Source organism: Pseudomonas sp. NPDC086581 (genome assembly GCF_044746165.1).
In the GTDB taxonomy this organism is placed as follows: Bacteria; Pseudomonadota; Gammaproteobacteria; order Pseudomonadales; family Pseudomonadaceae; genus Pseudomonas.
Window position 1 is genome coordinate 799523 of record NZ_JBIVBR010000001.1, and the last position, 26168, is coordinate 825690.

Sequence of the window (26168 nt, forward strand, 5' to 3'; positions counted from 1 at the left end):
TGGAAGAACGTCCTGCTTCGCGGCCAGCAGCCGGCGGACCTGAACAAGTACTGGAGCCAGTTCGAAGACCAGGAACGCGCCGTGCAGGACCTGCTCCAGCGCCTGGAGCAGAACGCCGCGGATGATGCGACGCTCAAGGCCCAGGTCACCCGTCTGCGCGACGAGCATCGCCAGCTCGGCCAGGCCTACCGCAAAGGCCGCGACGCCTATGTCGCCGCCGGCAGTGACCCGCGCGCCGGTGACGTCGCGGTGAAGGGCATCGACCGTGCCGCCAGCGAGCAGATGGCCGCCCTGGTGGACAGCCTGCATCACGACGCCCAGGAGGAAGCCAAGAGCATCTCCGCCAGTGCCGACAGTACCGTTGTCAGCGGCACCCTGGTCCTGCTGCTCTCGGGCATCGCGCTGGGCCTGCTCAGCCTGTGGCTGGTCAACCGCAACCTGATCGGCCCGATCGCCCGCCTGATCGAACACATCGCCCAGCTCAGCGAGGGCTACTTCGGCGAGCGCGTCGACGCCAGCCGCCGCGACGAACTGGGCCGCCTGGCCCGTGCCGCCAACACCCTGCGCGATTTCCTGGCCGAGACCTTCACCCGTCTGAAACACAGCACCACCGAACTGGACACCGCCAGCGGCGAGCTGAACGCCATCGCCACCCTGATGGCCGAAGGCACCCGTGAGCAGTTCTCGCGCACCGACCAGGTGGCCACGGCGATGCACGAGATGTCCGCCACCGCCCAGGAAGTCGCCCGCCACGCCTCCGACGCCGCCCGCGCCGCCGACGATGCCGACCAGCACGCCCAGGAAGGCGGCGAAGTGATGAAGACCACCATCGTCACCATCACCGAGATGAGCAACGAGATCGCCAACACCGCCGACGTCATCCGCCGCCTGGAAAGCGACAGCGGACGCATCGGCAAGGTGCTGGAAGTGATCCGCGGCATCGCCGACCAGACCAACCTGCTGGCCCTCAACGCCGCCATCGAGGCCGCCCGCGCCGGTGAAGCCGGGCGTGGTTTCGCCGTGGTCGCCGACGAGGTCCGCACCCTGGCCCAGCGCACCGCCGAATCCACGGCCGAGATCCACCAGATCATCGACACCGTGCAAACCGGCTCGGTGAACGCCCTGCGCGCCATCGAGAGCGGCAAGACCCGCAGCGAACAGGGCGTGGAGCGCGTCACCCAGGCCGGCGAAGTGTTGCGCAGCATCACCCATGCCGTGGAAGCGATCCGCGACATGAACCGCCAGATCGCCACCGCCGCCGAGGAACAGACCTCGGTCGCCGAGGACATCTCGCGCAACCTCACCGAGATCACCGCCATCGGCGCCACGAACGAGGAAAACGTGGTCCGCACCCAGGGCGCCAGCCGCCACCTGCACGGCCTCTCCGGCGAACTCGCCGACGTCACCCGCAAGCTCAGCGCCTGATCCTTCTCAGCCACATGGACGTGGCTTCCCCTCCAGCGCACTTCTCCGCACCGATCCAGCGCACATCCTCCGCAAACAACCTTACTTTTCGTGGGAAACCTCTTGTAATCCCAGCCCTTTGACTCTCCGCGCATTCAGGCATAAGGTGCGCAATTCCGCCCCGCAATGGGGCGTCCCACGTATCGGCTTCAAAGCCTGATCGATATCTGCGCGAACGGAAGGCCGCCCGGCAACTTGTGGGCGAGCGATCGCGCCCGATTGCTGCCAGGCACGTACCAAGGAACAGGAAGATGTTGCGCCGCATGCTGATCATGCTGGGCGTAGTTGCCGTCATCGTTGCGGTGCTCGCCGGCTCGAAATACCTCTCCATCAAGAAACAGATCGCCATGTTCTCGGCGCCGCGTCCGCCGGTGAGCGTGAACGCCGCCAATGCCGAAGAACGCGACTGGCAGAGCCGCCTGCAGGCCATCGGCACCCTGCGCGCCATCCAGGGCGTAACCCTGACCGCCGAGGTTTCGGGAACGGTCAGCGCGGTGCAGTTCGTCTCCGGCGACAAGGTCAAGGTCGGCCAGCCGGTGGTGCAGCTCGAATCCGACGTCGAGCAGGCCACCCTGCGTACCGCCGAGGCAGACCTCGGGCTGGCCCAGGTCGAGTACGAGCGCGGCAAGAGCCTGGTGGGCCGCCAGGCCATTTCCAAGAGCGAGTACGACCGCCTCGCCGCCCAGTTGAACCGCTCCACCGCCACCGTCGCGCAACTGCGCGCGGCGCTGGCGAAGAAGCGCATCCTCGCGCCCTTCTCCGGCACCATCGGCATCCGCCAGGTGGACGTCGGGGACTACGTTTCCCCGGGCACCGAGATCGTCACCCTGCAGGACCTGACGACCCTGCAGGTGGACTTCTTCCTGCCCGAGCAAGACTTCCCCCTGCTCAAGCGCGGGCAGAAAGTAGTGGTTCGCGTGGCGGCCTATCCGGGCCAGAGCTTCGACGCGCAGATCGACGCCATCAGCCCGCGCGTGGACAACCAGACGCGCAACCTGCTGGTCCGCGCCAGCATGGCCAACCCCGACGGCAAGCTGCTGCCGGGCATGTTCGCCAACCTCGAAGTGCAGTTGCCGGACAGCGCGCCGCGCATCGTGGTCCCGGAGACCGCCGTCGCCTTCACCTTGTATGGCAACTCGGTGTACGTGGTGGTGCCGCAAAAGAAAAAGGCTGACGACAAGGAAGCTGACGTGGCCAGCACCAGCCAGACCAAGGTCACGGAGTCTTCGCAGAAAAAGCTCGAAGTCGAACGCCGCTTCGTGAAGACCGGCGAACGCCGCGAAGGCAGCGTGGTGATCCTCGAGGGCCTGAAGGCCGGCGAGCAGGTGGTGACCTCCGGCCAGCTCAAGCTGGACAACGGCACCGCCGTGGCCATCGCCAAGGACCCGCAGTAATCGCATAGCCGGCGCGTCGCTCGATGTGGCGCGCCAACAGACCCCGCCGTCATCCGGCAGGGTCCGCATTAAAGGATTGAGCTATGTTCACCGATCCCTTTATTCGTCGCCCGGTGCTGGCCACCGTGGTCAGCCTGCTGATCGTCCTGCTCGGCATGCAGGCCTTCAGCAAGCTGGTGATCCGCGAGTATCCGGCGATGGAAAACGCGCTGATCACCGTCACCACCTTCTATGCTGGCGCCAACGCCGAAACCATCCAGGGCTACATCACCCAGCCGCTGCAGCAGAGTCTCGCCAGCGCCGAAGGCATCGACTACATGACCTCGGTGAGCCGGCAGAACTACTCGGTGATCTCGATCTACGCGCACATCGGCGCCAACTCCGATCGCCTGGTCACCGAGCTGCTGTCGAAGATCGGCGAGGTGAAGACCCAGCTGCCGCCCGACGCCGAAGACCCGGTGCTGGACAAGGAAGCGGCCGACGCCTCGGCGCTGATGTACATCAGCTTCTTCAGCGAGCAGATGAACAACCCGCAGATCACCGACTACCTGTCGCGGGTGATCCAGCCCAAGCTCGCCACCCTGCCGGGCATCTCCGAAGCAGAGATCCTCGGCAACCAGGTGTTCGCCATGCGCCTGTGGCTGGACCCGGTGAAGATGGCCGCCTACGGCATCACCGCCGGCGACGTGGCCGACGCGGTGCGCCAGTACAACTTCCTCTCCGCCGCCGGCGAGGTGAAGGGCGAGCTGGTGGTCACCTCGGTGAACGCCTCCACCGACCTGAAATCCCCGGAAGCCTTCGCCGCCATCCCGCTGAAGACCGCAGGCGACCGTCGCGTGCTGATGGGCGACGTGGCGCGCATCGAACTGGGTGCGGCGAGCTACGACGCGGTCAGCTCGTTCAACGGCATCCCATCGGTGTACATCGGCATCAAGGGCACGCCCAGCTCCAACCCGCTGGACGTGATCAAGGAAGTCCGCGCCAAGATGCCGGAGCTGGAAGAGCAGCTGCCGCCCGGCCTGCAGGTATCCATCGCCTATGACGCCACGCGCTTCATCCAGGCCTCCATCGACGAGGTGGTGAAGACCCTGGGCGAGGCGATCCTGATCGTCATCGTGGTGGTCTTCCTGTTCCTCGGCGCGTTCCGCTCGGTGATCATCCCGGTGGTGACCATCCCGCTGTCGATGATCGGCGTGCTGTTCTTCATGCAGGTGATGGGCTACTCGATCAACCTGCTGACGCTGCTGGCCATGGTGCTCGCCATCGGCCTGGTGGTGGACGATGCCATCGTGGTGGTGGAGAACATCCACCGCCACATCGAGGAGGGCAAGTCGCCGTTCCAAGGCGCCATCGAGGGCGCGCGGGAAATCGCCGTGCCGGTGGTGACCATGACCATCACCCTGGCCGCCGTGTACGCGCCCATCGGCTTCCTCAGCGGCCTGACCGGCGCGCTGTTCAAGGAGTTCGCCTTCACCCTGGCCGGTGCGGTGATCATCTCCGGCATCGTAGCCCTGACCCTGTCGCCGATGATGTGCTCGCGTCTGCTGCGCCATGACGAAAACCCCAGCGGCCTGGCCCATCGCCTGGACCTGATCTTCGAAGGCCTCAAGCAGCGCTACCAGCGCGCCCTGCACGGCACGCTGAACAGCCGCCCGGTGGTGATCGTCTTCGCCCTGCTGGTGCTGGCGATCATTCCCCTACTGGTCATGTTCAGCCACGACGAGCTGGCGCCCGAGGAAGACCAGGGCATCGTCTTCCTCATGGCCAACGCGCCGCAGACGGCGAACCTCGACTACCTGTCGAAGTACACCGCCGAGTTCGAGGGCATCTTCCGCAAGTTCCCCGAGTACTATTCGGCGTTCCAGATCAACGGCTACAACGGCGTGCAGACCGGCATCGGCGGCATGCTGCTCAAGCCCTGGGACGAGCGCGAACGCAGCCAGATGGAACTGCTGCACGCGGTGCAGGGCGAGCTGGACAAGATCCCCGGCCTGCAGATCTTCGGCTTCAACCTGCCGTCGCTGCCGGGCACCGGCGAGGGCCTGCCGTTCCAGTTCGTCATCAACACCGCCAGCGACTACCAGTCCTTGCTGCAGGTGGCCGAGCGGGTGAAGAAGCGCGCGGAGGAGTCGGGCAAGTTCGCCTTCCTCGATCTCGACCTGGCCTTCGACAAACCCGAGCTGGTGGTCGACATCGACCGCGCCAAGGCCGCGCAGATGGGCGTATCCATGCAGGACCTGGGCGTCGCGCTGGGGGCGCTGCTGGGTGAAGGCGAGATCAACCGTTTCACCATCGACGGGCGCAGCTACAAGGTGATCGCCCAGGTCGAGCGCGCCTACCGCGACAACCCGGGCTGGCTGAACAACTACTACGTGAAGAGCCAGAGCGGCCAGCTGATCTCGCTGTCGACCCTGGTGACCTTCCACGAGCGCGCGCGCCCGCGCCAGCTCAACCAGTTCCAGCAGCTGAACTCGGCGATCATCTCCGGCGTGCCGATGGTCAGCATGGGCGAAGCCATCGACACCGTGCGCGGCATCGCCGAGCAGGAATCACCGCGCGGCTTCTCCTTCGACTACGCCGGCGCCTCGCGGCAGTTCGTGCAGGAAGGCAGTGCGCTGATGATCACCTTCGCCCTGGCACTGGCGGTGATCTTCCTGGTGCTGGCGGCGCAGTTCGAGAGCTTCCGCGATCCGCTGGTGATCATGGTCACCGTGCCGCTGTCGATCTGCGGTGCGCTGATTCCGTTGTTCCTCGGCCTGTCGAGCCTGAACATCTACACCCAGGTCGGGCTGGTGACGCTGATCGGGCTGATCAGCAAGCACGGCATCCTCATCGTCGAGTTTGCCAACCAGCTGCGCCACGAGCGCGGGCTGTCGGTGCGCGAGGCGGTGGAGGAGGCCGCGGCGATTCGCCTGCGCCCGGTACTGATGACCACCGCCGCCATGGTGCTCGGCGTCATCCCGCTGCTGCTCGCCACCGGCGCCGGCGCGGTGAGCCGCTTCGACATCGGCATCGTCATCGCCACCGGCATGAGCATCGGTACGCTGTTCACCCTGTTCGTGCTGCCCTGCGTGTATACGCTGCTGGCCAAGCCGGACAAGAAGCCCGCCGAAAACCCCGCGCTGGCCACGGCGCACTGAAGAAAAAAGCCCCGCATCAGCGGGGCTTTTTTCTGGCACCTGCGATTCATCCGTAGGGCGGATAAAGCGTTCCGCTTTATGCGCCCTACGACAACAGGAAAACTCCGGCGCAATGTCTCCTACAGGCAACCGTCACGGCTTGGGAATGGAAAACGCCACCAGCCGATACCCCTCGGCGGTACGGATGAAGTCGAAGCTGGCATGCCGGGCCGGCTCGAACGAGCCTTGCTGCCAATGTTCCATGACCGACACCTTGGGCGTCTTCCACTGGGCGAACTCGCCGCAACCGTCGAAGTACTGCGGGTCACGCTCGGGGTCGAAGGGCCAGCCCATGTCGTCCGCGCGCACGCCATAGCCTGCGGAGGTACGCAGTGCCACCAGCCGCTTACGCAGCTCCGCGCCGTGCTTTTGCAGCACTTCATCCGGCGTGGCGGCCTGCCAGTCATCCAGCGGCTCACCGCCCTGCCCGCTCCAGATTCGGGAGTAGCTGTGGGCTTTCAGAGAAGCATCATCGAGGTGCGCGAGGAACTCGTCGCGGAACCAGACGGCAAAGTCCTTCTCGATATCGACGAAGCTGATATAGCGACCATCGACAGCCTTGAACGAAACGCGGCGCGCATCGCTGGAAGGTTGCTCGCCCACCTGCCTGGAGTACCAGTCCAGCGCCTCGGCGCGCGAAGCGTCGAAGCCTTGCACCAGCGTCCTGCCGTGGCGATCCAGCAGCAGTTCAGTGCCGCCGCTCCAGCCCTTGTGCTCGCACTGCTCCAGGCTCACGCCCGGATCGGCACAGCTGCGCGTGGCGCCCTTCAGCGCCACCACCATGCCGTTGCGCATGGCCGTCGCATCGCTCAGCTCGGCCGCGATCAGCACCTGGCCGTTGCCGTCGAGGAAGCCGACCTTGTCGCGCTGACGGTCGCGGAAGCGGATGCTGTTTTCGCTCTCGCAGATCGGTGCATTGTCGAAGAAGTACAGCGAGTCCGGCGCCACCTGGCGGCCGTCGCGCAGCAGGTAGTAGTTGCGGTAACCGTCGGTCGTTTCCTCACCGGTGGCGATGATGTGCTCGAAGCGCCGGGCCATCGTGAACATCGGGCTGAGCGTCGGCTCGATCTTCACCACGCCCTGCGCATCCTTGAATCCGATCAACTCGTTCTGTGTGAACGCCACCCATGGCTCATCCGCTGCGGCCGCAACGCTCAGCGCCAGCGCCGCGAGGCCTGCCAGCCATGCACCGATGCCCTTTCCTTCCATGCTGGAAACCTCCCCTCGATTCCGTGTTCTGCCGCATTGTGCCATGGGCAAAGAAAAGCCCCCGCGCATCACTGCGCGGGGGCTCGGTCTCGCGAAGAGCTATCAGGCCGGCTGGCGCTGCATCGCGCCGCTCTCGCTCTCGCCTTTCAGGCTCCAGCTCTTCAGGTGTTCCAGGCTCGCGCGGTACGGCTTCAGACCACTGGCCAGCAGCAACGCCCCGGCGACCAGGGCCACAACGCTGACAATCAGCAGCGAGTAACGCAGCGCCATGTCGTCGGCGAACACGTAGTCGGTCACCAGGGCGATGGCGGTCGGGCCGATGCCCAGGCCGAGCAGCGTCACCACGAACAGGTAGATCGCCGAGGCCTGGCCGCGCATGGAGTTGGGCATGATTTCCTGGATCGCCGCCGGGGCGACGCCGAAGGGCATGCTGAGGAAGAACACAATGGGCGCCATCATCGCTGCCGCCGCGTTGCCGCTGTCCAGCAGCGGATAGACCAGGCTCAGCGGGATGGCCAGGCAGGCGGCCAGCAGGCCCACGCGCATGTTGGCATCGGTGCGCCCGCGCTTGGCCCAGTAGTCGGCCAGGCGGCCGCCGCAGACGATGCCCAGGCAGCCGAACACCGCAACGATGCTGCCGTATACCACGCCGACGTGGCCGGCATCCCAGCCGTAGGTGCGGACGAAGAAGGTCGGCACCCAGGCTCCGCTGCCGTAGCTGGCGAAGGAGATACAGGCGAAACCGAAATTGTGGCAGAGCACAGTCTTGCGGTTGGCACGCAGGTAGGCGCCCACTTCGCTCATTGGTACGACCACGCCGGCGCCCACGCCACGGCGGGTCGGCTCCTTCACCGCGAGCATGAGCAGGGTGAAGAGCACCCCGGCGGCGCCGAGGATCAGGAAGATCAGCTGCCAGGGCCGCACTTCACCGAGGATTGGCAGGTGTACATCGCCCTGGGCGGAAGCGAACTTGATCACCAGCCCGCCGAGCAGGAAGGCCAGCCCCGAGCCAAGGTAGATGCCCATGGAATACACGCTGATGGCGGTGGCCCGACGCTGGGCCGGGAAGCTGTCGGCGATCAGCGAGTAGGCCGCCGGGGATAAGGCCGCCTCGCCCACGCCGACACCGACGCGGAACAGCAGGAAGTGCCAGTACTGGCGGGCCAGGCCGCAGGCGGCGGTCATGGCGCTCCAGATCAGCACGCCGACAGTGATCAGCCCGCGACGGCTGCGGCTGTCGGCCATGCGCCCGAGGGGGATGCCGCACAGCGTGTAGAACAGCGCAAAGGACAGGCCCATCAGCAGGCTCATCTGCGTATCGCTGATCTCCAGATCGCGGCGGATGGGGCCGACCAGCAGGTTGAGAATCTGTCGGTCGATGAAGGAAAGCACGTAGGCGACCATGAGGATCGCAACCGTGGACCAGGCCACGGCACTGGAGGGGTAGCCGTTATTGTTGTTGTTCATGCCGGGCTCCTGAAACGCCGCCAATCGCGGCGAAGGCGAAGGGGAGAAGCCGCAGAGTAGGCATTGCGAACGCGTCGCGCGCGCACTATCAGATCTCTGAATGCGCGCGTTGGCCGTTGGCTGATGAATGGGTGGTCAGGGATTGGACGGAGGGTTCTAGCCCAGCCCATGTAGGAGCAAGCTTGCTCGCGAACCCGTTACCCGAGAGCCGCGGCATCCGGCGAAGAACAGGGCTTCCATGTAGGGCGCATAACGCTTGAGGCGTTATTCGCCCTACCTGACTAGAGTCCACGTGAATGCGGAGCCCCTCTCCCCCGCCCTTTCCCTTCCGAGCGTGGCGCGCAGCCAGGGTCAGGGAGAGAGCAATGTCCCGCGGCGATGCAGCATCAGATCGCCACCGGCAACCGCTCGCAAAGCTTCGCCAGCGCCCGTGCCCAGAGTTCCTGATCGTTCAGGCAAGGCACCAGCACCAGCTCCTCGCCGCCCGCCGCGCGGAACTGCTCCTGGCCGCGCTGGCCGATCTCTTCCAGCGTTTCGATGCAGTCGGCGACGAAGGCCGGGCACATCACCAGCAGGCGCTTCACGCCCTGCTTGCCGAGTTTGTCCAGCTGCGCCTCGGTGTAGGGTTCGATCCACTTGTTGCGGCCCAGGCGTGACTGGAAGGACACCGACCAGCGCCCGTGCTGCAGACCGGCACCCGCGGCGAAATCCTCCGCCGTGCGCAGGCACTGGCTGCGATAACAGACGGCCATAACGTCCTCGTGCACGCCCCGGCTGGAACTGGCAGTGAGATCGTGACTCTTGTCCTTCACCAACTTGCGAATGTGCGACTCGGGCAGGCCGTGGAAGCTCAGCAGCAGGTGATCGTAGGGTTGCTCCAGATACGGTTTCACGCTGTCCACCAACGCCTGTCGGTACTCCGGCTCGGCATAGAACGGCGGCAGCACCTTCAGCTCCAGCTTGAGGTTGTGCTCGCGCATCACCCGACGGGCTTCCTCGATGGCGGTGGTGGTGGTGCTGTCGGCGAACTGCGGGTACAGCGGCGCGAAGGTCACCTGGGTGATGCCCTGCTGGCTCAGGCGCAGCAGCGCCTTCTCGATCGACGGTTCGCCATAGCGCATGCCCAGCTCGACCGGGCCGTGTGGCCAGAATGGCCGGACGGCCTCCTGCAGGCGGCGGCTCAGCACGACCAGCGGCGAGCCCTCGTCCCACCAGATCGACGCGTAGGCGTGGGCGGACTCCTCCGGGCGCTTGCGCAGCACCAGGGACACCAGCAGCCGGCGGATCGGCCAAGGCAGATCGATCACGTAAGGGTCCATGAGGAACTGATCGAGGTAGCGGCGCACGTCCTCGACCTGGGTGGAGGCCGGTGATCCCAGGTTGACCAGCAGGAGGGCGTTTTGGGTCATGCAGTTTCCTTAAACCGGTACGGTAGGAGGTCGTCGTGCAGGCTGCGCAGTTTACACGCAGCGATTCATATCAAGTTCTGTCGCCGATGCCGCAGGCCTTCAGCGCTGTTCGCGCAGCACATCCGCCAGCGCTTCCTTGAATTCCGGGAAGCGGAACACGAAGCCGGCGTCCAGCAGGCGGCGCGGCACGATGCGCTGGCCGCCCAGCAGCAGGGTCGACATCTCGCCCAGCAGCAGGCGCAGGGCAAAGCCCGGAACCGGCATCAGTGTCGGCCGGTGCAGCGCCTGGCCCAGTTCCTGGGTGAAATCGCGGTTGCGCACCGGCTGCGGCGCGCACGCATTATAAGGACCGGCCGCGTCCGCCTTGCGCAAAAGAAAATCGATCAGGGCTATCTGGTCGTCGATATGAATCCAGGACATCCACTGCCGGCCATCCCCGAGCCGTCCGCCGGCGCCCATGCGAAATGGCGGCAACAGGCGCTTGAGGAAACCACCTTCGGGCGCCAGGACCAGACCGGTGCGCACCAGGACCACACGTATGCCCAGCGCCTCGGCCTCGCGGGCGATCTGCTCCCAGGCCAGGCACAGTTCGCTGGCGAAGTCCTCGCCGGCGGCCGCGCTGTTCTCTTCCAGCGGTCGCTCGCCGGCGTCGCCGTACCAACCGACCGCCGAGCCGTTGATCAGCACCGCCGGGCGCTGGCTGCGCCCCTCCAGCCAGCTCACCAGGCGCTCGGTCAGGCGCACCCGGCTGTCCCACAGCAGGGCCTTGCGCCGGGCGCTCCAGGGCTTGTCGGCGATGGGCTCGCCGGCCAGGTTGACCACCGCATCCAGCGGCACGTCTCCGTAAGCCTCGAAGTCGGCGATACCGCGCACCGTCTCACCGCACAGCGAGGCGACGCGCTGGGGCTGACGGCTCAGCACGGTGAGCTGGTGCCCATCGGCGCTCCACTGGCGGCAGAGGCGGCGGCCAATCAAGCCGGTGCCGCCGGTCAAGAGAATATGCATGGCGAACTCCTTGTTGGGCTGTTCCACCTTCCATCAGTCTGGACGAGAGGGAGGCGATTGCATTGACACTCCCTCTACGGCGAGGTCTACGCTGTAAGTGCCGGAACCGGTGCCGGGCTCATTCCTGAATGAACCGATGCGGCGCCGAAGGTTCCGATGATCGAAATCCTATCGTTGACGAGCGCGGACAGCTGAAACGTAATTGTACATATAGTTTCGTTTGTACAAGAACACTCCGCTCGTTACGCTGAAAGAAACAGACTACGAGGCATGTCATGAGCGCCCCCATTGCCATCATTGGCACCGGTATCGCCGGACTCTCGGCCGCCCACGCCCTGCGCGATGCCGGGCAGGACGTCCATCTGTTCGACAAGGGCCACGGCAGCGGCGGCCGGATGGCGAGCAAGCGCAGCGAAGCCGGCGCCCTGGACCTCGGCGCGCAGTACTTCACCGCCCGAGACCGGCGTTTCCTCGATGCCATACAGAAGTGGCGCGAGCACGGCTGGGTCGCCGAATGGGACCCGGCTCTCTACCAGTACCGCGACGGTGAACTGAGCCCCTCGCCCGACGAGCAGCCACGCTGGGTCGGCAGCCCACGCATGAGCGCGATCACCCGTGCGCTGCTGCAGGACCAGGTCGTCACCTTCACCTGCCGTATCACCGAGGTCTACCGCGGCGAGGAGCACTGGCACCTGCAGGACTCCGAAGGCCAGACCCACGGCCCCTTCAGCCGCGTGCTGGTCGCCACGCCGGCGCCACAGGCTGCGGCGCTGCTGGCCAGTGCGCCGAAGCTGGCCGCCGCCGCCGCGAGCATCCCCATGGAGCCGACCTGGGCCGTTGCCCTGGCCTTCCGCGAGCCCCTGGACACGCCCGTGCAGGGCTGTTTCGTGCACGAGGGCCCGCTGTCCTGGCTGGCCAGCAACCACTCAAAACCCGGTCGTGACGAGCAGCTCGACACCTGGGTGCTGCACGCCGCCAGCGGATGGAGCAAGCAGCACATCGACCTACCCAAGGAAAGCGTGATCGAGCACCTGCGCGGCGCCTTCGCCGAGCTGATCGGCTGTGCCGTCCACGCCCCCGACTTTGCCCTCGCCCACCGCTGGCTCTATGCCCGCCCCATGGAAGCACACCAGTTCGGCGCCCTCGCCGACGCCGACCTGGGGATATACGCCTGCGGCGACTGGTGCCTCTCCGGCCGGGTCGAAGGCGCCTGGCTGAGCGGCCTGGAAGCCGCCCGCCGCCTGCTCGAACACCTCTGACCGACCACGGCCATCTCCCTGCGGAGATGGCCGTCGAATCCCCGCACCCGTCCCCTTCCTTGTACAAGTCTTTGCACTTGTACAAGCCTGCGCCTATCCTTGCCGATAGTTGTACAAAGAAACCAACCTGTACAAGAAATCGGTCGCCGCAATGTCCATCGCCAAACCCACCAACCCCTCACGCCCCAAGCTCGCCATCAGCGCCTGTCTGCTGGGCGAGTCGGTGCGCTATAACGGCGGACACAAGGCCTCGCGCCTGTGCCTGGACGTCCTGAGCCGCCACTTCGACTTCCGCCCGGTGTGCCCGGAAGTCGCCATCGGCCTGGGCGTGCCGCGGCCGACCCTGCGCCTGGTCGGCGACCACGATGACCCAAGAGCGCTGATCCAGCGCGAAGGCGGCCGCGACGTCAGCGAAGCCCTGCGCGATTTCGGCCACAAACAGGCCGGGCTGCTGCAGGACATCTGCGGCTACATCTTCATGCAGCAGTCGCCCTCCTGCGGCCTGCAGCGGGTGAAGCTCTATCGCTTCGACGGCCAGCTGCGCCCGCCGGGCGTGCGCGGTCTCTACGCACAAGCCTTCTGCGCCGCGCGCCCGGAGCTGCCGGTGGAAGAAGAAGGCCGGCTCAACGACCCGGTAATCCGCGAGAACTTCCTCACCCGCGTGTTCGCCTACGCCGCCTGGCAGAAGCTCTGCGCGGATGGGCTGACACGCCACGCGGTAATCGGCTTCCACTCCCGCTACAAGTACCAGCTGATGGCCCACAACCCGCGCCAGTACAGTTCCCTCGGCCAGCGCCTGGCGAAGATCGCCGAGCAACCGCTGGAAGACTTCGCCCGGGACTACTTCCACGACTTCATGCAGGCGCTGGGCACCTGCGCCACACGCGGCACCCACAGCAACGTGCTGCAGCACCTGGCCGGTTACCTCAAGCATGACCTGCTCTCCACCGACAAGGCCGAGATGCAGCGGTTGATCGAGCAGTACCGCGAAGGCGTTATCCCGCTGGTGGTGCCGCTGACGCTGCTCAAGCACCACTTCCGCCTGCACCCGCACCCCTACATCGATGCCCAGGCCTACCTGCAACCGCACCCCGAAGACCTGAGCCTGCGCAATGCCATCTGACGTAGCCCTCAGACGTATAGAAAGGATGCCCATGAACCCCGACCACCCTCACCGCGAATCAGACGACGACTACCGTCAGGCCCTGGCAGAAGGCTGGCTGCCGATCCGTGAAGTCTCCCGCCGCACCGGCGTCAACCCGGTCACCCTGCGCGCCTGGGAGCGCCGCTACGGCCTGGTCGTGCCGCAGCGCACGCCCAAGGGCCATCGCCTTTACTCCGAGGCGCAGATCGCACGCATCCAGGCCATCCTCACCTGGCTCGGCCGGGGTGTGGCGGTGAGCAAGATCCGTGCGCTGCTCGACGAGGACGCGCCGCCACCGCCGGAAGCCACCGCCTCCCCCTGGGACGACCTGCGCCAGCAGTGCATCGCCGCCATCGGCCGGATCAATGAGCGCCAGCTGGACGAGCTGTTCAACGGCGCGCTGGCGATCTACCCCGCGCAAACCCTTTGTGAGCAGTTGATGCTGCCGCTGCTGGAAGAGCTTGAGCGGCGCTGGCAGGGCCAGTTCGGCGCGCAGCTGGAACGGGTGTTCTTCCACACCTGGCTGCGCACTAAGTTCGGCACCCGCCTCTACCACCACAACCGCCAGCAACGCGGCGCCCCGCTACTGCTGGTGAACCAGTCCGGCCTGCCGCTGGAGCCGGGCCTGTGGCTCACCGCCTGGCTGGCCAGCAGCGCCGGTTGCCCGCTGGAAATCTTCGACTGGCCCCTGCCGCCTGGAGAGCTGGCGCTGGCGGTCGAACGCCTGCAACCCCGCGCTGTGCTGCTCTATTCCAGCCGCACGCTGAACTTGTTGCAGTTGCCCCGGCTGCTGGCCGGCATTGACTGTCCGCGCCTGCTGGCCGGACCCGCCACCGCCATCCACCCCGATGCACTGCAGGAACTGGCCATCGCCGAGCCGCCGCTGTACCTGGCCAGCGATCCGATCGCCGCGTTCGAACTGCTGCGCGAACTGCTTCTGCTCAACGGGGAAACCGCATGAAACGCCAACTCGTCTGGCTGCGCACCGACCTGCGCCTGCGCGACAACAGCGCCCTGCACGCCGCCGCCGAGCGCGGCCCGGTGATCGCCCTCTACCTCCTCAGCCCCGGGCAGTGGCAGCGCCACGATGACGCGCCGTGCAAGGTCGACTTCTGGCTGCGCAACTTGCGCGAGCTGCGCGCCGGCCTCGACAAGCTGCGCATTCCGCAGCTGATCCGCACGGCAGATCACTGGGACGAAGCGCCGAACCTCATCAGCCAGCTGTGCCAGGAGCTGGACATCGAGACGGTCCACGTCAACGAGGAATACGGGATCAACGAAGCCGCGCGTGATGCCTCCGTGGAGAAAGCACTGGCGGACGACGGCATCCGTCTGCGCAGCCATCTCGATCAACTCTTCTTCACACCGGGGACCATCCTCACCAAGGGCGGCACCTACTTCCAGGTCTACAGTCAGTTCCGCAAGGTCTGTTACGAACGGCTGAATCTCGGTGTACCCAGCCTGATGCCGGCCCCCCGCGCGCAGCAGGAGCTGCATATCGCCAGCGACGAGATCCCCGAACAGGTCGAGGGCTTCGATACGCCGCCGAATTCGCTACGCAAGGAATGGCCCGCCGGCGAGGAAGCCGCCCACGAGCGCGTAGAGCTGTTCACCGACGAAATCCTCAAGACCTACCAGGACACCCGCGACCTCCCCGCACGCGACGGAACCAGTCGCCTCTCGCCGTACCTGGCCGCTGGCGTGCTATCACCCCGGCAGTGCCTGCACGCGGCGCTGGCGAACAACCACGGCGAGTTCGAGACCGGCAACAGCGGCGCGGTCAGTTGGATCAACGAGCTGCTCTGGCGCGAGTTCTACAAGCACATCCTGGTCGGTTTCCCGCGCGTGAGCCGGCACCGCGCCTTCCGCGAGGACACCGAAAAGCTGAAATGGCGCCATGACCCGAAGGGCCTGGAGGAGTGGCAGCAGGGCCGCACCGGCTTCCCGATCATCGACGCCGCCATGCGCCAACTGCTCGCCACCGGCTGGATGCATAATCGCCTGCGCATGGTGGTGGCGATGTTCCTCACCAAGAACCTGCTGATCGACTGGCGCGAAGGCGAGCGCTGGTTCATGCGCCACCTGATCGACGGCGACCTGGCGGCGAATAACGGCGGCTGGCAATGGAGCGCGTCCACCGGGACAGACGCCGCCCCCTACTTCCGCATCTTCAACCCGATCTCGCAGTCCGAACGCTTCGACCCGGACGGCCGCTTCATCCGCCGCTGGGTGCCGGAGCTGGCCGGGCTGGAGGGCCGGGCGGTGCACGATCCGTCGAAGCTCGGGCTGTTTGGCGTAAAGGGTTATCCACAGCCGATGTGCGACCTGTCGGCCACACGGGAGCGGGCGCTGGAAGCATTCAAGAACCTCTCAGCCGCGCACTGACATGTGCGAAAACGCCGACGCAGCCAGGAACACCGAAGCCCCATGAAGAAGCGCAGCATGCGCGCGATCGCAGTCATACTGCGCTCTTGGACCACCCGGCTGGCAGACACAAAAAAGCCGGGCGCAAGGCCCGGCTTTCTTTGTCAGCGCTCTGTTTACAGCGGATGCGTGTAATAGAGGCTGTAGGATTCGATGCCGTCGTTCGGCTGGCTGATGCCGGCGTTGGAATAGTGCGTCGCGCGGACACCCAGTGCCTGGCCTTCACCGAAGCGCAGGCCAGCACCGATGCGATCTTCGAAGTTGAATGCGCCGCCCAGGTTCTGGTCACCCACGCGGGAGCCGCTGAATACGGCCACACCAATGCCGGCCTCGACGAAGGGTTTGACCGTCTCGCCGGAGAACTCGTACACAAAGACCGGGCTGAAGGACAGTGAGTGGCGGCCGCTGGCTTCATCGCCGCCTTCCCAGTAGGTGTAGCCGGCGTCCCAGTAGCCGGTCAGGCGACCGGTCGAGGTCTGCCACCAGCTCTTGTCCCAATCGAAGCTCAGGCCCAGGCGATAGGTCATGTCGTTCTGCCCTGTGAAGCCCACGGCGCCGGTCAGGCTGGCAGCCTGAGCGGTGAACATGTGTCCAAGGGACAAGGCTGCCACAGCGGCAAGCGAGAGCAGTTTCTTCATCGAAACGTCCTTTATTAGAAAGCTGAATGAAAAATCCCCGCGAATAGCTGGCAATTATAAGGCCATTTGTCAGCATTCGCTGACAGACCAAAGTCCATAGCTAGCTATTTTTTCGATCAGCCAGGGAAATGACCGACGATCTCGTCAGATCCCCAAAGCGCTGGAAGTACGCGTTCAAGGGCTTCGACTGCGCCACTGGTCCAGAGCTCAATTTTTTTTCCCGAGGCCTCGGCCAGCAACTCACGCGATTGCAACAGTCGCTCAAGCTGGCGGGCCACGGCGGCCCCGGTGTCGATCAGAGAGACGTCCGCCGGCAGAAGTTCTCGCAGAAGCGGACGCAGGAAAGGGTAATGCGTGCAGCCGAGAATCAGCGTGTCGCAGCCCTCGGCCAACAATGGCGCGACGTAACCTTTCAGCAATTCACGGGTCTGCGGGCCGCCAAGGTCGCCCAGTTCGATGCGCTCCACCAGGCCTGGGCAGGGCTGGGTGATGACGCGCACGTCGCTGGCGAAGCGATCCAGTAGTGCAGCGAAGCGGGCGCTCTTCAGGGTGCCGGTGGTGGCGAGCACACCGACCACGCCGCTGCGGGTCGCTTCGGCCGCCGGCTTCACGGCCGGCTCCATGGCGACGATGGGCAACTGCGGATACAGCTCGCGCAGGTCCGCCGCGGCTGCGGCCGTGGCCGTGTTACAGGCCAGCACCAGCGCCTTGGCGCCACGGGACAAGAGGAATTCGGCGATGGCGCGGCAGCGCGCGCGGATGTACTCGGGAGTCTTCTCGCCGTAGGGCACGTGGCCGCAGTCAGCGAGGTAGATCAGGGATTCGTGGGGAAGCCGCGCCCGGATTTCGTGCAGGACGCTGAGGCCGCCCACACCGGAATCGAACACGCCGATCGGCGCGGCATCAGCCATGCGCGGCTCCGCACACGGCACACAGCGGATCGCGCTTGACCCGCAGTTCGCGGAAGCGCGTGCCGAGGGCATCAATCAGCAGCAGGCGACCTACCAGCGGCTCGCCGAAGCCGGCCAGCAGCTTCAATGCTTCAAGCGCCTGCAGGCTGCCCACCAGCCCCACCAGCGGGCCGACCACGCCGGCCTCGCTGCAGGTCAGTTCGGCTTCGCTGCCATGGCCATAGAGGCAGTGGTAGCACGGGCTTTCGTCGCGGCGAGGGTCGAACACCGAGAGCTGCCCTTCCAGGCGAATGGCCGCGCCACTCACCAGCGGTTTCTTCGCCGCGACGCAGGCGGCGTTCACCGCTTCGCGGGTGCCGAAGTTGTCGCAGCAATCCAGAACCAGGTCGACGCCCGCCACGGCGGCGTCGAGGGAGTCGGCGTCCAGCGCCTGGCGATGGGCGATCAGCTTCACGTCCGGATTCAGCGCAGTCAGGCGGGCGATGGCAGAGTCCACCTTGCTCACGCCGACGCTGTCGGCGCCGTGGATGATCTGCCGCTGCAGGTTGGTCAGGTCGACGGTGTCGAAGTCCGCCAGGTGCAGCTCGCCGACACCGGCCGCAGCCAGGTACAGAGCCACAGGGGCGCCGAGGCCGCCGAGGCCGACGATCAGCACGCGGCTGTCCTTCAGGCGCAGCTGGCCGTCCACGTCGATCTGCGGCAGGAGGATCTGCCGGCTGTAACGCAGCAGTTCGTTATCGGTCAGCATGTCCAGCGTCCCAGACTGATGCGCTCGTGGCCGCCGAGGTCGCGACGGCTTTCCACCGCGCTGAAGCCACGGCTGAGCAGCAGGTCGCGCACCGCATCGGGCTGGTCGAAGCCATGTTCGAGCATCAGCCAACCGCCATTTTCCAGGTGGTTCGGCGCCTGGTCGATGATCAGGCGGATGTCGTCCAGACCGTCTTGCCCCGAGACCAGCGCGCTCGAAGGTTCAAAACGCACATCGCCCTGCCGGAGGTGAGGGTCGGTACTGGGGATGTAGGGCGGGTTGCTGACGATCAGAGAGAAGCGCTCGCCCTCTACCGCGGAGAACCAGTGGCTGGCGCGGAAGGCGACGTTAGCCAGGCGCAGGCGTTCGCGGTTGCGCTCGGCCAGGGCCACGGCCTCGGGAATACGGTCGACGCCCAGCACCTGCCAGCTCAGGCGTTCGCAGGCCAGCGCAAGGGCGATGGCGCCAGTGCCGGTGCCCAGGTCGAGCACGCGCGACGGCGAGGCCGGCAGCAGCGCCAGCGCGGTCTCCACCAGTAGCTCGGTGTCCGGGCGCGGAATCAGGGTGTGCGGGGCGACTTCCAGGTCCAGGCTCCAGAAGCCCTGGCGACCGAGAATGTAGGCCACCGGCTCGCCTGCCACGCGGCGGGCCAGGTAGCGGCCATAGAGGTCGTGGGCCTCGCGGCTGACCACGCGCTCGGGCCAGGTTCGCAGGAAGCTGCGCGGTTTGCCCAGCGCGGCGGCGAGCAGCAGCTCGGCATCCAGGCGCGCGCTGGGCGAGTCCGGCAGTTGCGCCTCGTTGAGCAGGGTCATGATGGTTGCCATGGTCTGTCGCTCACTCAGTCGCCGAGCGCGGCCAACTGGTCGGCCTGGAACTCTTGCAGCAGCGGCTCGATGACCTGCTCCACCGCGCCTTCCATGACTTCACCCAGGGAATACAGGGTGAGGTTGATGCGGTGGTCGGTCACCCGGCCCTGGGGGAAATTGTAGGTGCGGATGCGCTCGGAGCGATCCCCTGATCCGACCAGCAGCTTGCGCGTGCTGGCAATCGCCTGCTGGGCGGCAGACTGCTGCTGGTCGTTGAGCTTGGCCGCCAGCCAGGCCATGGCCTTGGCGCGGTTCTTGTGCTGCGAGCGCTCTTCCTGGCACTCGACCACGATGCCCGACGGGATGTGCGTGATACGCACCGCCGAGTCGGTCTTGTTCACGTGCTGGCCGCCAGCGCCGGAGGAGCGGTAGGTGTCCACGCGCAGGTCGGCCGGATTGATCTCGATGGCTGCTTGCTCGTCCGGCTCTGGCAGCACCGCCACGGTGCACGCCGAGGTGTGGATGCGGCCCTGGGATTCAGTGGCTGGCACACGCTGCACGCGGTGGGCGCCGGATTCGAACTTGAGCTTGGCGTAGACGCTCTCGCCTTCCACACGGGCGATGACTTCTTTATAGCCGCCGTGCTCGCCCTCGTTCTCGGACATGATCTCCACACGCCAGCCCTGCTTCTCGGCGTAGCGCGAGTACATGCGGAACAGGTCGCCGGAGAAGATCGCCGCTTCGTCGCCACCGGTGCCGGCACGGATTTCCAGGAAGACGTTGCGGCCGTCGTTGGGGTCCTTGGGCAGCAGCATGCGCTGCAGGCGATCTTCCAGGCTGAGGAGCGCGATCTTGGCCTCGGCGACTTCCTCCTCGGCCATCTCACGCAGGTCCGGGTCGCTATCCTTGAGCAGCGCCTGGGCGCCTTCGAGGTCGGACTGCACCTTGCGGAACTCGCGGAAGGCGAGAATGACCGGCTCCACTTCCGCGTATTCACGGGAGTAGGCGCGGAACTTGGTCTGGTCGCTGATCACCTCGGCGTCACCCAGCAGAGCGGTGAGCTCTTCGTAGCGGTCGCTGAGGATATCCAGCTTTTTCAGGAGGGACGCTTTCATCGCTTGTCAGTGCCCTCCTCGAGGGCGAACAGTTCCTGCGCGACAGCCAACGCATCGATGCGGCCCTCGGCGGAGAGTTTCTTCATCTGCACGCTGGGGGCGTGCAGCAATTTATTGGTCAGGCCACGGCTGAGCTGGGCGATGACTTCCATTGGGTCGGCCCCATTGGCCAGCAGGCGCTGGGCCTTCTGGGTTTCTTCGTCACGCAGGCGCTCGGCCTGCTGGCGGTAGGCACGCAGCACGTCGACCGCGGCCAGCTCGCGCAGGCGCAGCATGAACTCGTGCACGCCGTCGCCCACCAGCTCCTCGGCGGCCTGGGCGGCGCCCTGGCGGCTTTTGAGGTTCTCGGCGACCACTTCGTGGAGGTCGTCGACGCTATAGAGGTAGACGTCTTCCAGCTCGCCGACTTCCGGCTCGATGTCGCGCGGCACCGCAATGTCGACCATGAACATCGGCTTGTGCCGGCGCTGCTTCAGCGCGCGCTCGACCGCGCCCTTGCCCAGGATCGGCAACTGGCTGGCGGTGGAACTGATGACGATGTCGCTGTTGACCAGTTCGTCCGGCATGTCCGCCAGCAGGATGGCGCGGGCGCCGAACTGTTCGGCCAGCAGGCTGGCGCGCTCCAGGGTGCGGTTGGCGACCACGATGCGCTTCACGCCCTGCTCGTGCAGGTGGCGGGCGACCAGGGTGATGGTCTCGCCGGCGCCGATCAGTAACGCCTGGCTACGGCTCAGGTCGCTGAAGATCTGCCGGGCCAGACTGACCGCGGCGAACGCCACGGACACCGGGTTCTCGCCGATGGCGGTATCGGTGCGCACAGTCTTGGCGGTGCTGAAGGTAGCCTGGAACAGACGCCCGAGCATCGGCCCGACGGTGCCGGCCTCGCGGGCCACGGCGTAGGCGGATTTCATCTGGCCGAGGATCTGCGGCTCGCCCAGAACCATGGAATCCAGGCCCGCGGCGACGCGCATCATGTGGCGCACGGCCTCCTCGTCCTGATGGACGTAGGCGCAGGCGCGCAGGTCGTCGATTCCCAGATTGTGGTAATCGGCAAGCCAGGCCAGCACGTCGCCGGCGTCCGGATGCTCGATTTCCAGATAGAGTTCGCTGCGATTGCAGGTGGAGAGGATCGCGGCTTCACGGCTGGAAGTCAGCCTGCAGAGCAGTTGCAGGGCCTCGACCATCTGCTCGGGAGTAAAAGCCACGCGCTCGCGGACGGCCACGGACGCGGTCTTGTGGTTGATGCCGAGAGCAATGAAGGCCATGCAGAATCGCTGAGCTGATCGGAAAGCCCGCAATTGTCCTACTTAGCCTTGTGAAGGACAACCACCCGCGACGTATCGCACACTGCAAATCGTATACAGGCCCGTCAGCGGCGCTTCCCCATGGGATTGGCACTTTCCTTATGTCATGATGGTCCCATTTCGCAGGTCAGGCCCTCGTCCTTCCTCTATGAACAAGTCTCTTGCGCTGCTGACTGCTCTGCTGCTGCTCGGCGGCTGCCAGTCTCTTACACAGAAAAACACCGACAGTGCTTCCACCGAGAAGGACAAGGCTGCGGCTGCGCAGAAGGACCAGAAATACGGCTCCTTCAGCGAAGACACGATGTTCTCGCTGCTCACCGCCGAGCTCGCCGGCCAGCGCAACCGTTTCGATATCGCCCTCGCCAACTATGTCGAGCAGGCCAAGGAAACCCGTGATCCGGGAGTCGCCGAACGCGCCTTCCGCATCGCCGAATATCTGGGCGCCGACCAGGAAGCCCTGGACACCTCGCTGATCTGGGCCAAAGCCGCGCCGGACAATCTCGACGCCCAGCGCGCCGCCGCCATCCAACTGGCGCGCACCGGCCAATACGACGAATCCATGGTCTACATGGAAAAAGTCCTCAACGGCCAGGGCGACACCCACTTCGACTTCCTCGCACTGTCCGCCGCCGAGACCGACCCGGATACCCGCGCCGGCCTGCTGCAGAGTTTCGACCGCCTGCTGAAGAAGTACCCCGACAACGGCCAGCTGCTGTTCGGCAAGGCCCTGCTACTACAGCAGGACGGTCGTCCGCAGGAAGCCCTGCACCTGCTCGAAGACAACTCCGCCAGCAAGCACGACGTCGCCCCGCTGCTGCTGCGCGCCCGCCTGCTGCAAAGCATGAAGCGCAGCGACGAAGCGCTGCCGCTGCTCAAGGCTGGCATCAAGGAACATCCGGACGACAAGCGCGTCCACCTCGCCTACGCCCGCCTGCTGGTGGAACAGAACCGTCTGGAAGACGCCAAGGCCGAGTTCTCCGCGCTGGTCGAGCAATTTCCCGATGACGACGACCTGCGCTTCTCCCTCGCGCTGGTCTGCCTCGAAGCCCAGGCATGGGACGAGGCCAAGGTCTACCTGCAGGAGCTGGTCGAGCGCGACAGCCACGTCGACTCCGCCCACTTCAACCTGGGCCGCCTGGCCGAGGAGCAGAAGGACCCGGAAACCGCACTCAAGGAATACGCGCTGGTCGGCCCGGGCAACGACTTCCTCCCGGCCCAGCTGCGCGCCACCGAGATCCTGCTGGACCAGAAGCGCTATGACGATGCCTCGCGCCGCCTCGCCGAAACCCGCGATCGCCAGCCGGACTACGCCATCCAGCTGTACCTGATCGAAGCCGAAGGCCTGTCCAACCGCGACCAGGTGGACCGCGCCTGGAGTGTTATCCAGCAAGGCCTCAAGCAGTTCCCAGACGACCTCAACCTGCTCTATACCCGCTCCATGCTCGCCGAGAAACGCAACGACCTGGCGCAGATGGAGCAGGACCTGCGGCTGATCATCCAGCGCGAGCCGGACAACGCCATGGCGCTCAACGCGCTGGGCTACACCCTGGCCGACCGCACCACCCGCTACAGCGAAGCCCGCGACCTGATCCAGAAGGCCCACTCGCTGAACCCGGACGACCCCGCGATCCTCGACAGCCTGGGCTGGGTGAATTACCGCCTCGGCAACCTCAGCGAAGCGGAAACTTACCTGCGCAAAGCGCTGGAACGCTTCCCCGACCACGAAGTGGCCGCGCACCTGGGCGAAGTGCTCTGGGCCCAGGGCAAGCAGAGCGAAGCCCGCAAGGTATGGGCCACCGCCCTGCAAAGCCAGCCTGACAGCGCCGTCCTGCGCGACACCATGTTGCGCCTGACCGGCTCCGGAACCCACTGATTCATGCGTTTACGTCACCTGATCGGCGCCGCCGCACTTGCCTTGCTCGCCGGCTGCTCCAGCTTCGGCACCCACGAAGCCCTGGAAGGCCAGGGCAACGCCACCGCCTGGAACGCTCACAAAGCCCGCATCGCCACCCTCGACGGCTGGCAGATCGATGGCAAGGTCGGCATTCGCGCGCCCAAGGACTCCGGCAGCGGCACCCTGTTCTGGCTGCAACGCCAGGACTACTACGACATCCGCCTGTCCGGCCCACTCGGCCGCGGCGCCGCGCGCCTGACCGGACGTGAAGGCGCGGTGACCCTCGAAGTCGCAGGACAAGGCCGCTATGAGGCCGCCTCCCCCGAAGAACTGCTGGAACAGCAGATGGGTTGGCGCCTGCCGGTTTCCCACTTGCTCTGGTGGATTCGCGGCCTGCCCGCGCCGGACAGCAAGAGCCGTCTGACCCTGGACGGCAACAGCCGCCTGGCCAAAATGCAGCAGGATGGCTGGGACGTGGAATACACCCGCTACAGCGAGCAGAACGGCTACTGGCTGCCCGAACGCCTGAAGCTGCACGGCCAGGATCTCGACGTCACCCTGGTGGTAAAGACCTGGCAGCCGCGTCAATTGGGCGCAGGCCAGTCGAACCCGGCGGACCCGCAGTAACATGCAGGACCGCCTGACCCTGCCGGCACCGGCCAAGCTCAACCTGTTCCTGCACATCACCGGCCGCCGCGCCGATGGCTACCACGAACTGCAGACCCTGTTTCAGTTTCTTGACCACGGCGACGAACTGCAATTCGCCGTGCGCGAGGACGGCGAAATCCACCTGAACACCGAGATCAAGGGCGTTCCCCACGACAGCAACCTGATCGTCAAGGCCGCTCGCAGGCTGCAAGAACAATCGGGCTGCCAACTGGGCGCCGACATCTGGCTGGACAAGCGCCTGCCCATGGGCGGCGGCATCGGGGGCGGCAGCTCCGATGCAGCAACCACCCTACTCGCACTTAATTATCTGTGGCAGCTGGATTGGGACGAAGATCGCCTCGCCTCGCTAGGTCTGAGCCTGGGCGCAGACGTCCCGGTGTTCGTGCGCGGCCGCGCGGCGTTCGCCGAGGGCGTCGGCGAGCAGCTCACTCCGGTGGAACTCGACGAACCCTGGTTCCTCGTCGTCGTGCCGCAAGTCTTTGTCTCCACAGCAGAAGTTTTCTCCGATCCCGAGTTGACACGGGATACTCCGCCCATTAAAGTTCGCAGCCTTCTCGGGGTGGACGGTCATAATGACTGCCAGCCGGTCGTCGAGAAGCGTTACCCGGATGTACGTAACGCACTGATCCAGCTAGGTAAATTTACCCAAGCGAGATTGACCGGCACCGGAGCTTGTGTGTTTGGGAGCTTCCCAAACAAGGGCGATGCTGATAAAGTTCGCCGCCAACTTCCGGCCACTCTGCCGAGTTTTGTTGCCCAGGGCCGTAACATCTCGATGTTGCACCGAAAGCTGCAAAGCCTGGCCTGAGAAGAAAGCAATGTAATCGGTTGTACGATACAGGGGCGTCGCCAAGCGGTAAGGCAGCAGGTTTTGATCCTGCCATGCGTTGGTTCGAATCCAGCCGCCCCTGCCATTAACCCACAGGGTTACACGTACAGCGTCAACGAACACATTGCTCCGCAAGTTGTAAGCTACAGGGGCGTCGCCAAGCGGTAAGGCAGCAGGTTTTGATCCTGCCATGCGTTGGTTCGAATCCAGCCGCCCCTGCCATTTTCTTCTGGCTCAACCGGGCCTACCCTCAAGCCGACACAGGTACCGCAGCGTGTCCAAAATGATGGTTTTCACGGGGAACGCCAACCCCGATCTGGCACGCCGTGTCGTACGGCAGCTGCACATCCCCCTCGGTGACGTTTCTGTCGGTAAATTCTCCGACGGCGAGATCAGCGTTGAAATCAATGAAAACGTTCGTGGTAAGGACGTCTTCCTGATTCAACCGACCTGCGCACCGACCAACGACAACCTGATGGAACTGGTAGTGATGGCCGATGCCTTCCGCCGCTCCTCAGCGACTCGTATCACGGCAGTCATCCCCTACTTCGGTTACGCCCGCCAGGATCGCCGTCCGCGTTCCGCCCGTGTGGCCATCAGCGCCAAAGTCGTTGCCGACATGCTGACCGTCGTAGGCGTCAACCGCGTTCTCACCGTTGACCTGCACGCCGACCAGATCCAGGGCTTCTTCGATATCCCCGTCGACAACATCTACGGCTCGCCCGTGCTGGTCGACGACATCGAAGACCAGCGCTTCGAGAACCTGATGATCGTCTCCCCGGACATCGGTGGTGTGGTGCGTGCTCGCGCCGTCGCCAAGTCCCTGGGCGTCGACCTGGCCATCATCGACAAGCGTCGTCCGAAGGCCAACCAGTCCGAAGTCATGCACATCATCGGTGATGTCGAAGGCCGTACCTGCGTACTGGTCGACGACATGGTCGATACCGCTGGCACCCTCGGCCACGCCGCCAAGGCTCTGAAAGAGCACGGCGCCGCCAAGGTCATCGCCTACTGCACCCACCCGGTGCTGTCCGGCCGCGCCATCGAGAACATCGAGAATTCCGTACTGGACGAGCTGGTGGTGACCAACACCATCCCGCTGTCCGCTGCCGCACAAGCCTGTGGCCGTATCCGCCAACTGGACATCGCGCCGGTTGTCGCTGAAGCCATGCGCCGCATCAGCAATGAAGAATCGATCAGCGCCATGTTCCGCTAAGGCGGAACAGCGCTGACGTAAAGCGCCCCGTCACGTCGATGGGGCATTAGCAAAATCGCCCGAACGCTGGTCGCAAGCGTCCGG

Annotated in this window: 21 protein-coding genes, 2 tRNA genes and 1 pseudogene; 14 read left to right on the plus strand and 10 right to left on the minus strand. The window is 65.5% G+C overall.

Going from position 1 to position 26168, the window contains the following annotated elements; genetic code table 11:
- Positions 1-282 precede the first annotated feature (282 nt).
- The 4 genes and pseudogenes from ACIPK7_RS03880 to ACIPK7_RS03895 form a co-directional block, all read left to right on the plus strand.
- A pseudogene (locus ACIPK7_RS03880) lies at positions 283-492 on the plus strand (methyl-accepting chemotaxis protein); the annotation flags it as partial.
- 228 nt (positions 493-720) lie between these two features.
- A complete protein-coding gene (locus tag ACIPK7_RS03885) occupies positions 721-1425 on the plus strand; it encodes a methyl-accepting chemotaxis protein (RefSeq protein WP_401085619.1) in 705 nt (234 codons plus the stop codon).
- A 290-nt stretch (positions 1426-1715) separates the two neighbouring features.
- On the plus strand, positions 1716-2858 hold the full coding sequence (locus ACIPK7_RS03890) for an efflux RND transporter periplasmic adaptor subunit (protein ID WP_401085431.1): 1143 nt from the start codon (positions 1716-1718) through the stop codon (positions 2856-2858).
- Positions 2859-2941: 83 nt separating this feature from the next.
- Positions 2942-5998 (plus strand): multidrug efflux RND transporter permease subunit, encoded by a 3057-nt coding sequence (locus tag ACIPK7_RS03895; RefSeq protein WP_401085434.1) that lies wholly within the window; start codon positions 2942-2944, stop codon positions 5996-5998.
- Positions 5999-6130: 132 nt separating this feature from the next.
- Here the strand turns inward: ACIPK7_RS03895 and ACIPK7_RS03900 are convergent, their stop codons facing one another.
- The 4 genes from ACIPK7_RS03900 to ACIPK7_RS03915 form a co-directional block, all read right to left on the minus strand.
- A complete protein-coding gene (locus ACIPK7_RS03900) occupies positions 6131-7246 on the minus strand; it encodes a hypothetical protein (RefSeq protein ID WP_401085437.1) in 1116 nt (371 codons plus the stop codon).
- A 102-nt stretch (positions 7247-7348) separates the two neighbouring features.
- Positions 7349-8713, minus strand: coding sequence for an MFS transporter (locus ACIPK7_RS03905; protein WP_192430879.1), 1365 nt, complete (start codon positions 8711-8713; stop codon positions 7349-7351).
- Positions 8714-9099: 386 nt separating this feature from the next.
- The gene (gene hemH, locus ACIPK7_RS03910) at positions 9100-10122 is read right to left on the minus strand and encodes a ferrochelatase (RefSeq protein ID WP_192430880.1); all 1023 of its coding nucleotides are present in this window, start codon (positions 10120-10122) and stop codon (positions 9100-9102) included.
- Positions 10123-10221: 99 nt separating this feature from the next.
- Positions 10222-11127 (minus strand): TIGR01777 family oxidoreductase, encoded by a 906-nt coding sequence (locus ACIPK7_RS03915; RefSeq protein WP_192430881.1) that lies wholly within the window; start codon positions 11125-11127, stop codon positions 10222-10224.
- A 275-nt stretch (positions 11128-11402) separates the two neighbouring features.
- Here ACIPK7_RS03915 and ACIPK7_RS03920 point away from each other — a divergent pair, with 275 nt between their 5' ends.
- The 4 genes from ACIPK7_RS03920 (at position 11403) to phrB (ending at position 15915) form a co-directional block, all read left to right on the plus strand.
- Positions 11403-12386 (plus strand): NAD(P)/FAD-dependent oxidoreductase, encoded by a 984-nt coding sequence (locus tag ACIPK7_RS03920; protein ID WP_192430882.1) that lies wholly within the window; start codon positions 11403-11405, stop codon positions 12384-12386.
- Between the two features lie 157 nt (positions 12387-12543).
- The gene (locus tag ACIPK7_RS03925; protein ID WP_401085622.1) at positions 12544-13509 is read left to right on the plus strand and encodes a YbgA family protein; all 966 of its coding nucleotides are present in this window, start codon (positions 12544-12546) and stop codon (positions 13507-13509) included.
- A 31-nt stretch (positions 13510-13540) separates the two neighbouring features.
- Positions 13541-14491 carry a MerR family transcriptional regulator gene (locus ACIPK7_RS03930; RefSeq protein ID WP_401085442.1) on the plus strand — a complete coding sequence of 317 codons (951 nt, stop codon included), beginning with the start codon at positions 13541-13543 and terminating at the stop codon, positions 14489-14491.
- Positions 14488-15915 (plus strand): deoxyribodipyrimidine photo-lyase, encoded by a 1428-nt coding sequence (phrB, locus tag ACIPK7_RS03935; protein WP_401085445.1) that lies wholly within the window; start codon positions 14488-14490, stop codon positions 15913-15915. The genes ACIPK7_RS03930 and phrB overlap by 4 nt, the downstream gene beginning before the upstream one ends.
- A gap of 155 nt (positions 15916-16070) precedes the next feature.
- On the opposite strand, the gene ACIPK7_RS03940 is transcribed toward phrB, so the two are convergent.
- The 6 genes from ACIPK7_RS03940 to hemA all read right to left on the minus strand — a co-directional run bounded on the left by ACIPK7_RS03940 (position 16071) and on the right by hemA (position 21437).
- Positions 16071-16592, minus strand: a complete 522-nt coding sequence (locus tag ACIPK7_RS03940) for an acyloxyacyl hydrolase (RefSeq protein WP_401085448.1) — start codon at positions 16590-16592, stop codon at positions 16071-16073.
- 116 nt (positions 16593-16708) lie between these two features.
- Positions 16709-17503, minus strand: coding sequence for a glutamate racemase (gene murI / locus ACIPK7_RS03945; RefSeq protein ID WP_192436223.1), 795 nt, complete (start codon positions 17501-17503; stop codon positions 16709-16711).
- Complete coding sequence (locus ACIPK7_RS03950; protein ID WP_401085452.1) at positions 17496-18251, minus strand: molybdopterin-synthase adenylyltransferase MoeB; 756 nt, start codon at positions 18249-18251, stop codon at positions 17496-17498. The genes murI and ACIPK7_RS03950 overlap by 8 nt, the downstream gene beginning before the upstream one ends.
- Positions 18245-19075 (minus strand): peptide chain release factor N(5)-glutamine methyltransferase, encoded by an 831-nt coding sequence (prmC, locus tag ACIPK7_RS03955; RefSeq protein ID WP_401085454.1) that lies wholly within the window; start codon positions 19073-19075, stop codon positions 18245-18247. Before prmC ends, ACIPK7_RS03950 begins: the two co-directional genes overlap by 7 nt.
- A 14-nt stretch (positions 19076-19089) precedes the next feature.
- The gene (gene prfA, locus ACIPK7_RS03960) at positions 19090-20172 is read right to left on the minus strand and encodes a peptide chain release factor 1 (protein ID WP_401085457.1); all 1083 of its coding nucleotides are present in this window, start codon (positions 20170-20172) and stop codon (positions 19090-19092) included.
- Positions 20169-21437, minus strand: coding sequence for a glutamyl-tRNA reductase (gene hemA / locus ACIPK7_RS03965; protein WP_045211202.1), 1269 nt, complete (start codon positions 21435-21437; stop codon positions 20169-20171). The genes prfA and hemA overlap by 4 nt, the downstream gene beginning before the upstream one ends.
- A 145-nt stretch (positions 21438-21582) precedes the next feature.
- Here hemA and ACIPK7_RS03970 point away from each other — a divergent pair, with 145 nt between their 5' ends.
- The 6 genes from ACIPK7_RS03970 to ACIPK7_RS03995 all read left to right on the plus strand — a co-directional run bounded on the left by ACIPK7_RS03970 (position 21583) and on the right by ACIPK7_RS03995 (position 26084).
- Entirely contained in the window at positions 21583-23349 is a 1767-nt protein-coding gene (locus tag ACIPK7_RS03970) for a tetratricopeptide repeat protein (protein ID WP_192436218.1), read from the plus strand.
- 3 nt (positions 23350-23352) lie between these two features.
- The gene (lolB, locus tag ACIPK7_RS03975; RefSeq protein WP_401085461.1) at positions 23353-23997 is read left to right on the plus strand and encodes a lipoprotein insertase outer membrane protein LolB; all 645 of its coding nucleotides are present in this window, start codon (positions 23353-23355) and stop codon (positions 23995-23997) included.
- A gap of 1 nt (position 23998) precedes the next feature.
- Positions 23999-24847 (plus strand): 4-(cytidine 5'-diphospho)-2-C-methyl-D-erythritol kinase, encoded by an 849-nt coding sequence (gene ispE / locus ACIPK7_RS03980; RefSeq protein ID WP_192436216.1) that lies wholly within the window; start codon positions 23999-24001, stop codon positions 24845-24847.
- A 31-nt stretch (positions 24848-24878) separates the two neighbouring features.
- Positions 24879-24953, plus strand: a tRNA-Gln gene (locus ACIPK7_RS03985).
- Between the two features lie 62 nt (positions 24954-25015).
- Positions 25016-25090, plus strand: a tRNA-Gln gene (locus ACIPK7_RS03990).
- Between the two features lie 52 nt (positions 25091-25142).
- Positions 25143-26084 carry a ribose-phosphate pyrophosphokinase gene (locus ACIPK7_RS03995; protein WP_015478849.1) on the plus strand — a complete coding sequence of 314 codons (942 nt, stop codon included), beginning with the start codon at positions 25143-25145 and terminating at the stop codon, positions 26082-26084.
- The last annotated feature ends 84 nt before the right edge of the window (positions 26085-26168 follow it).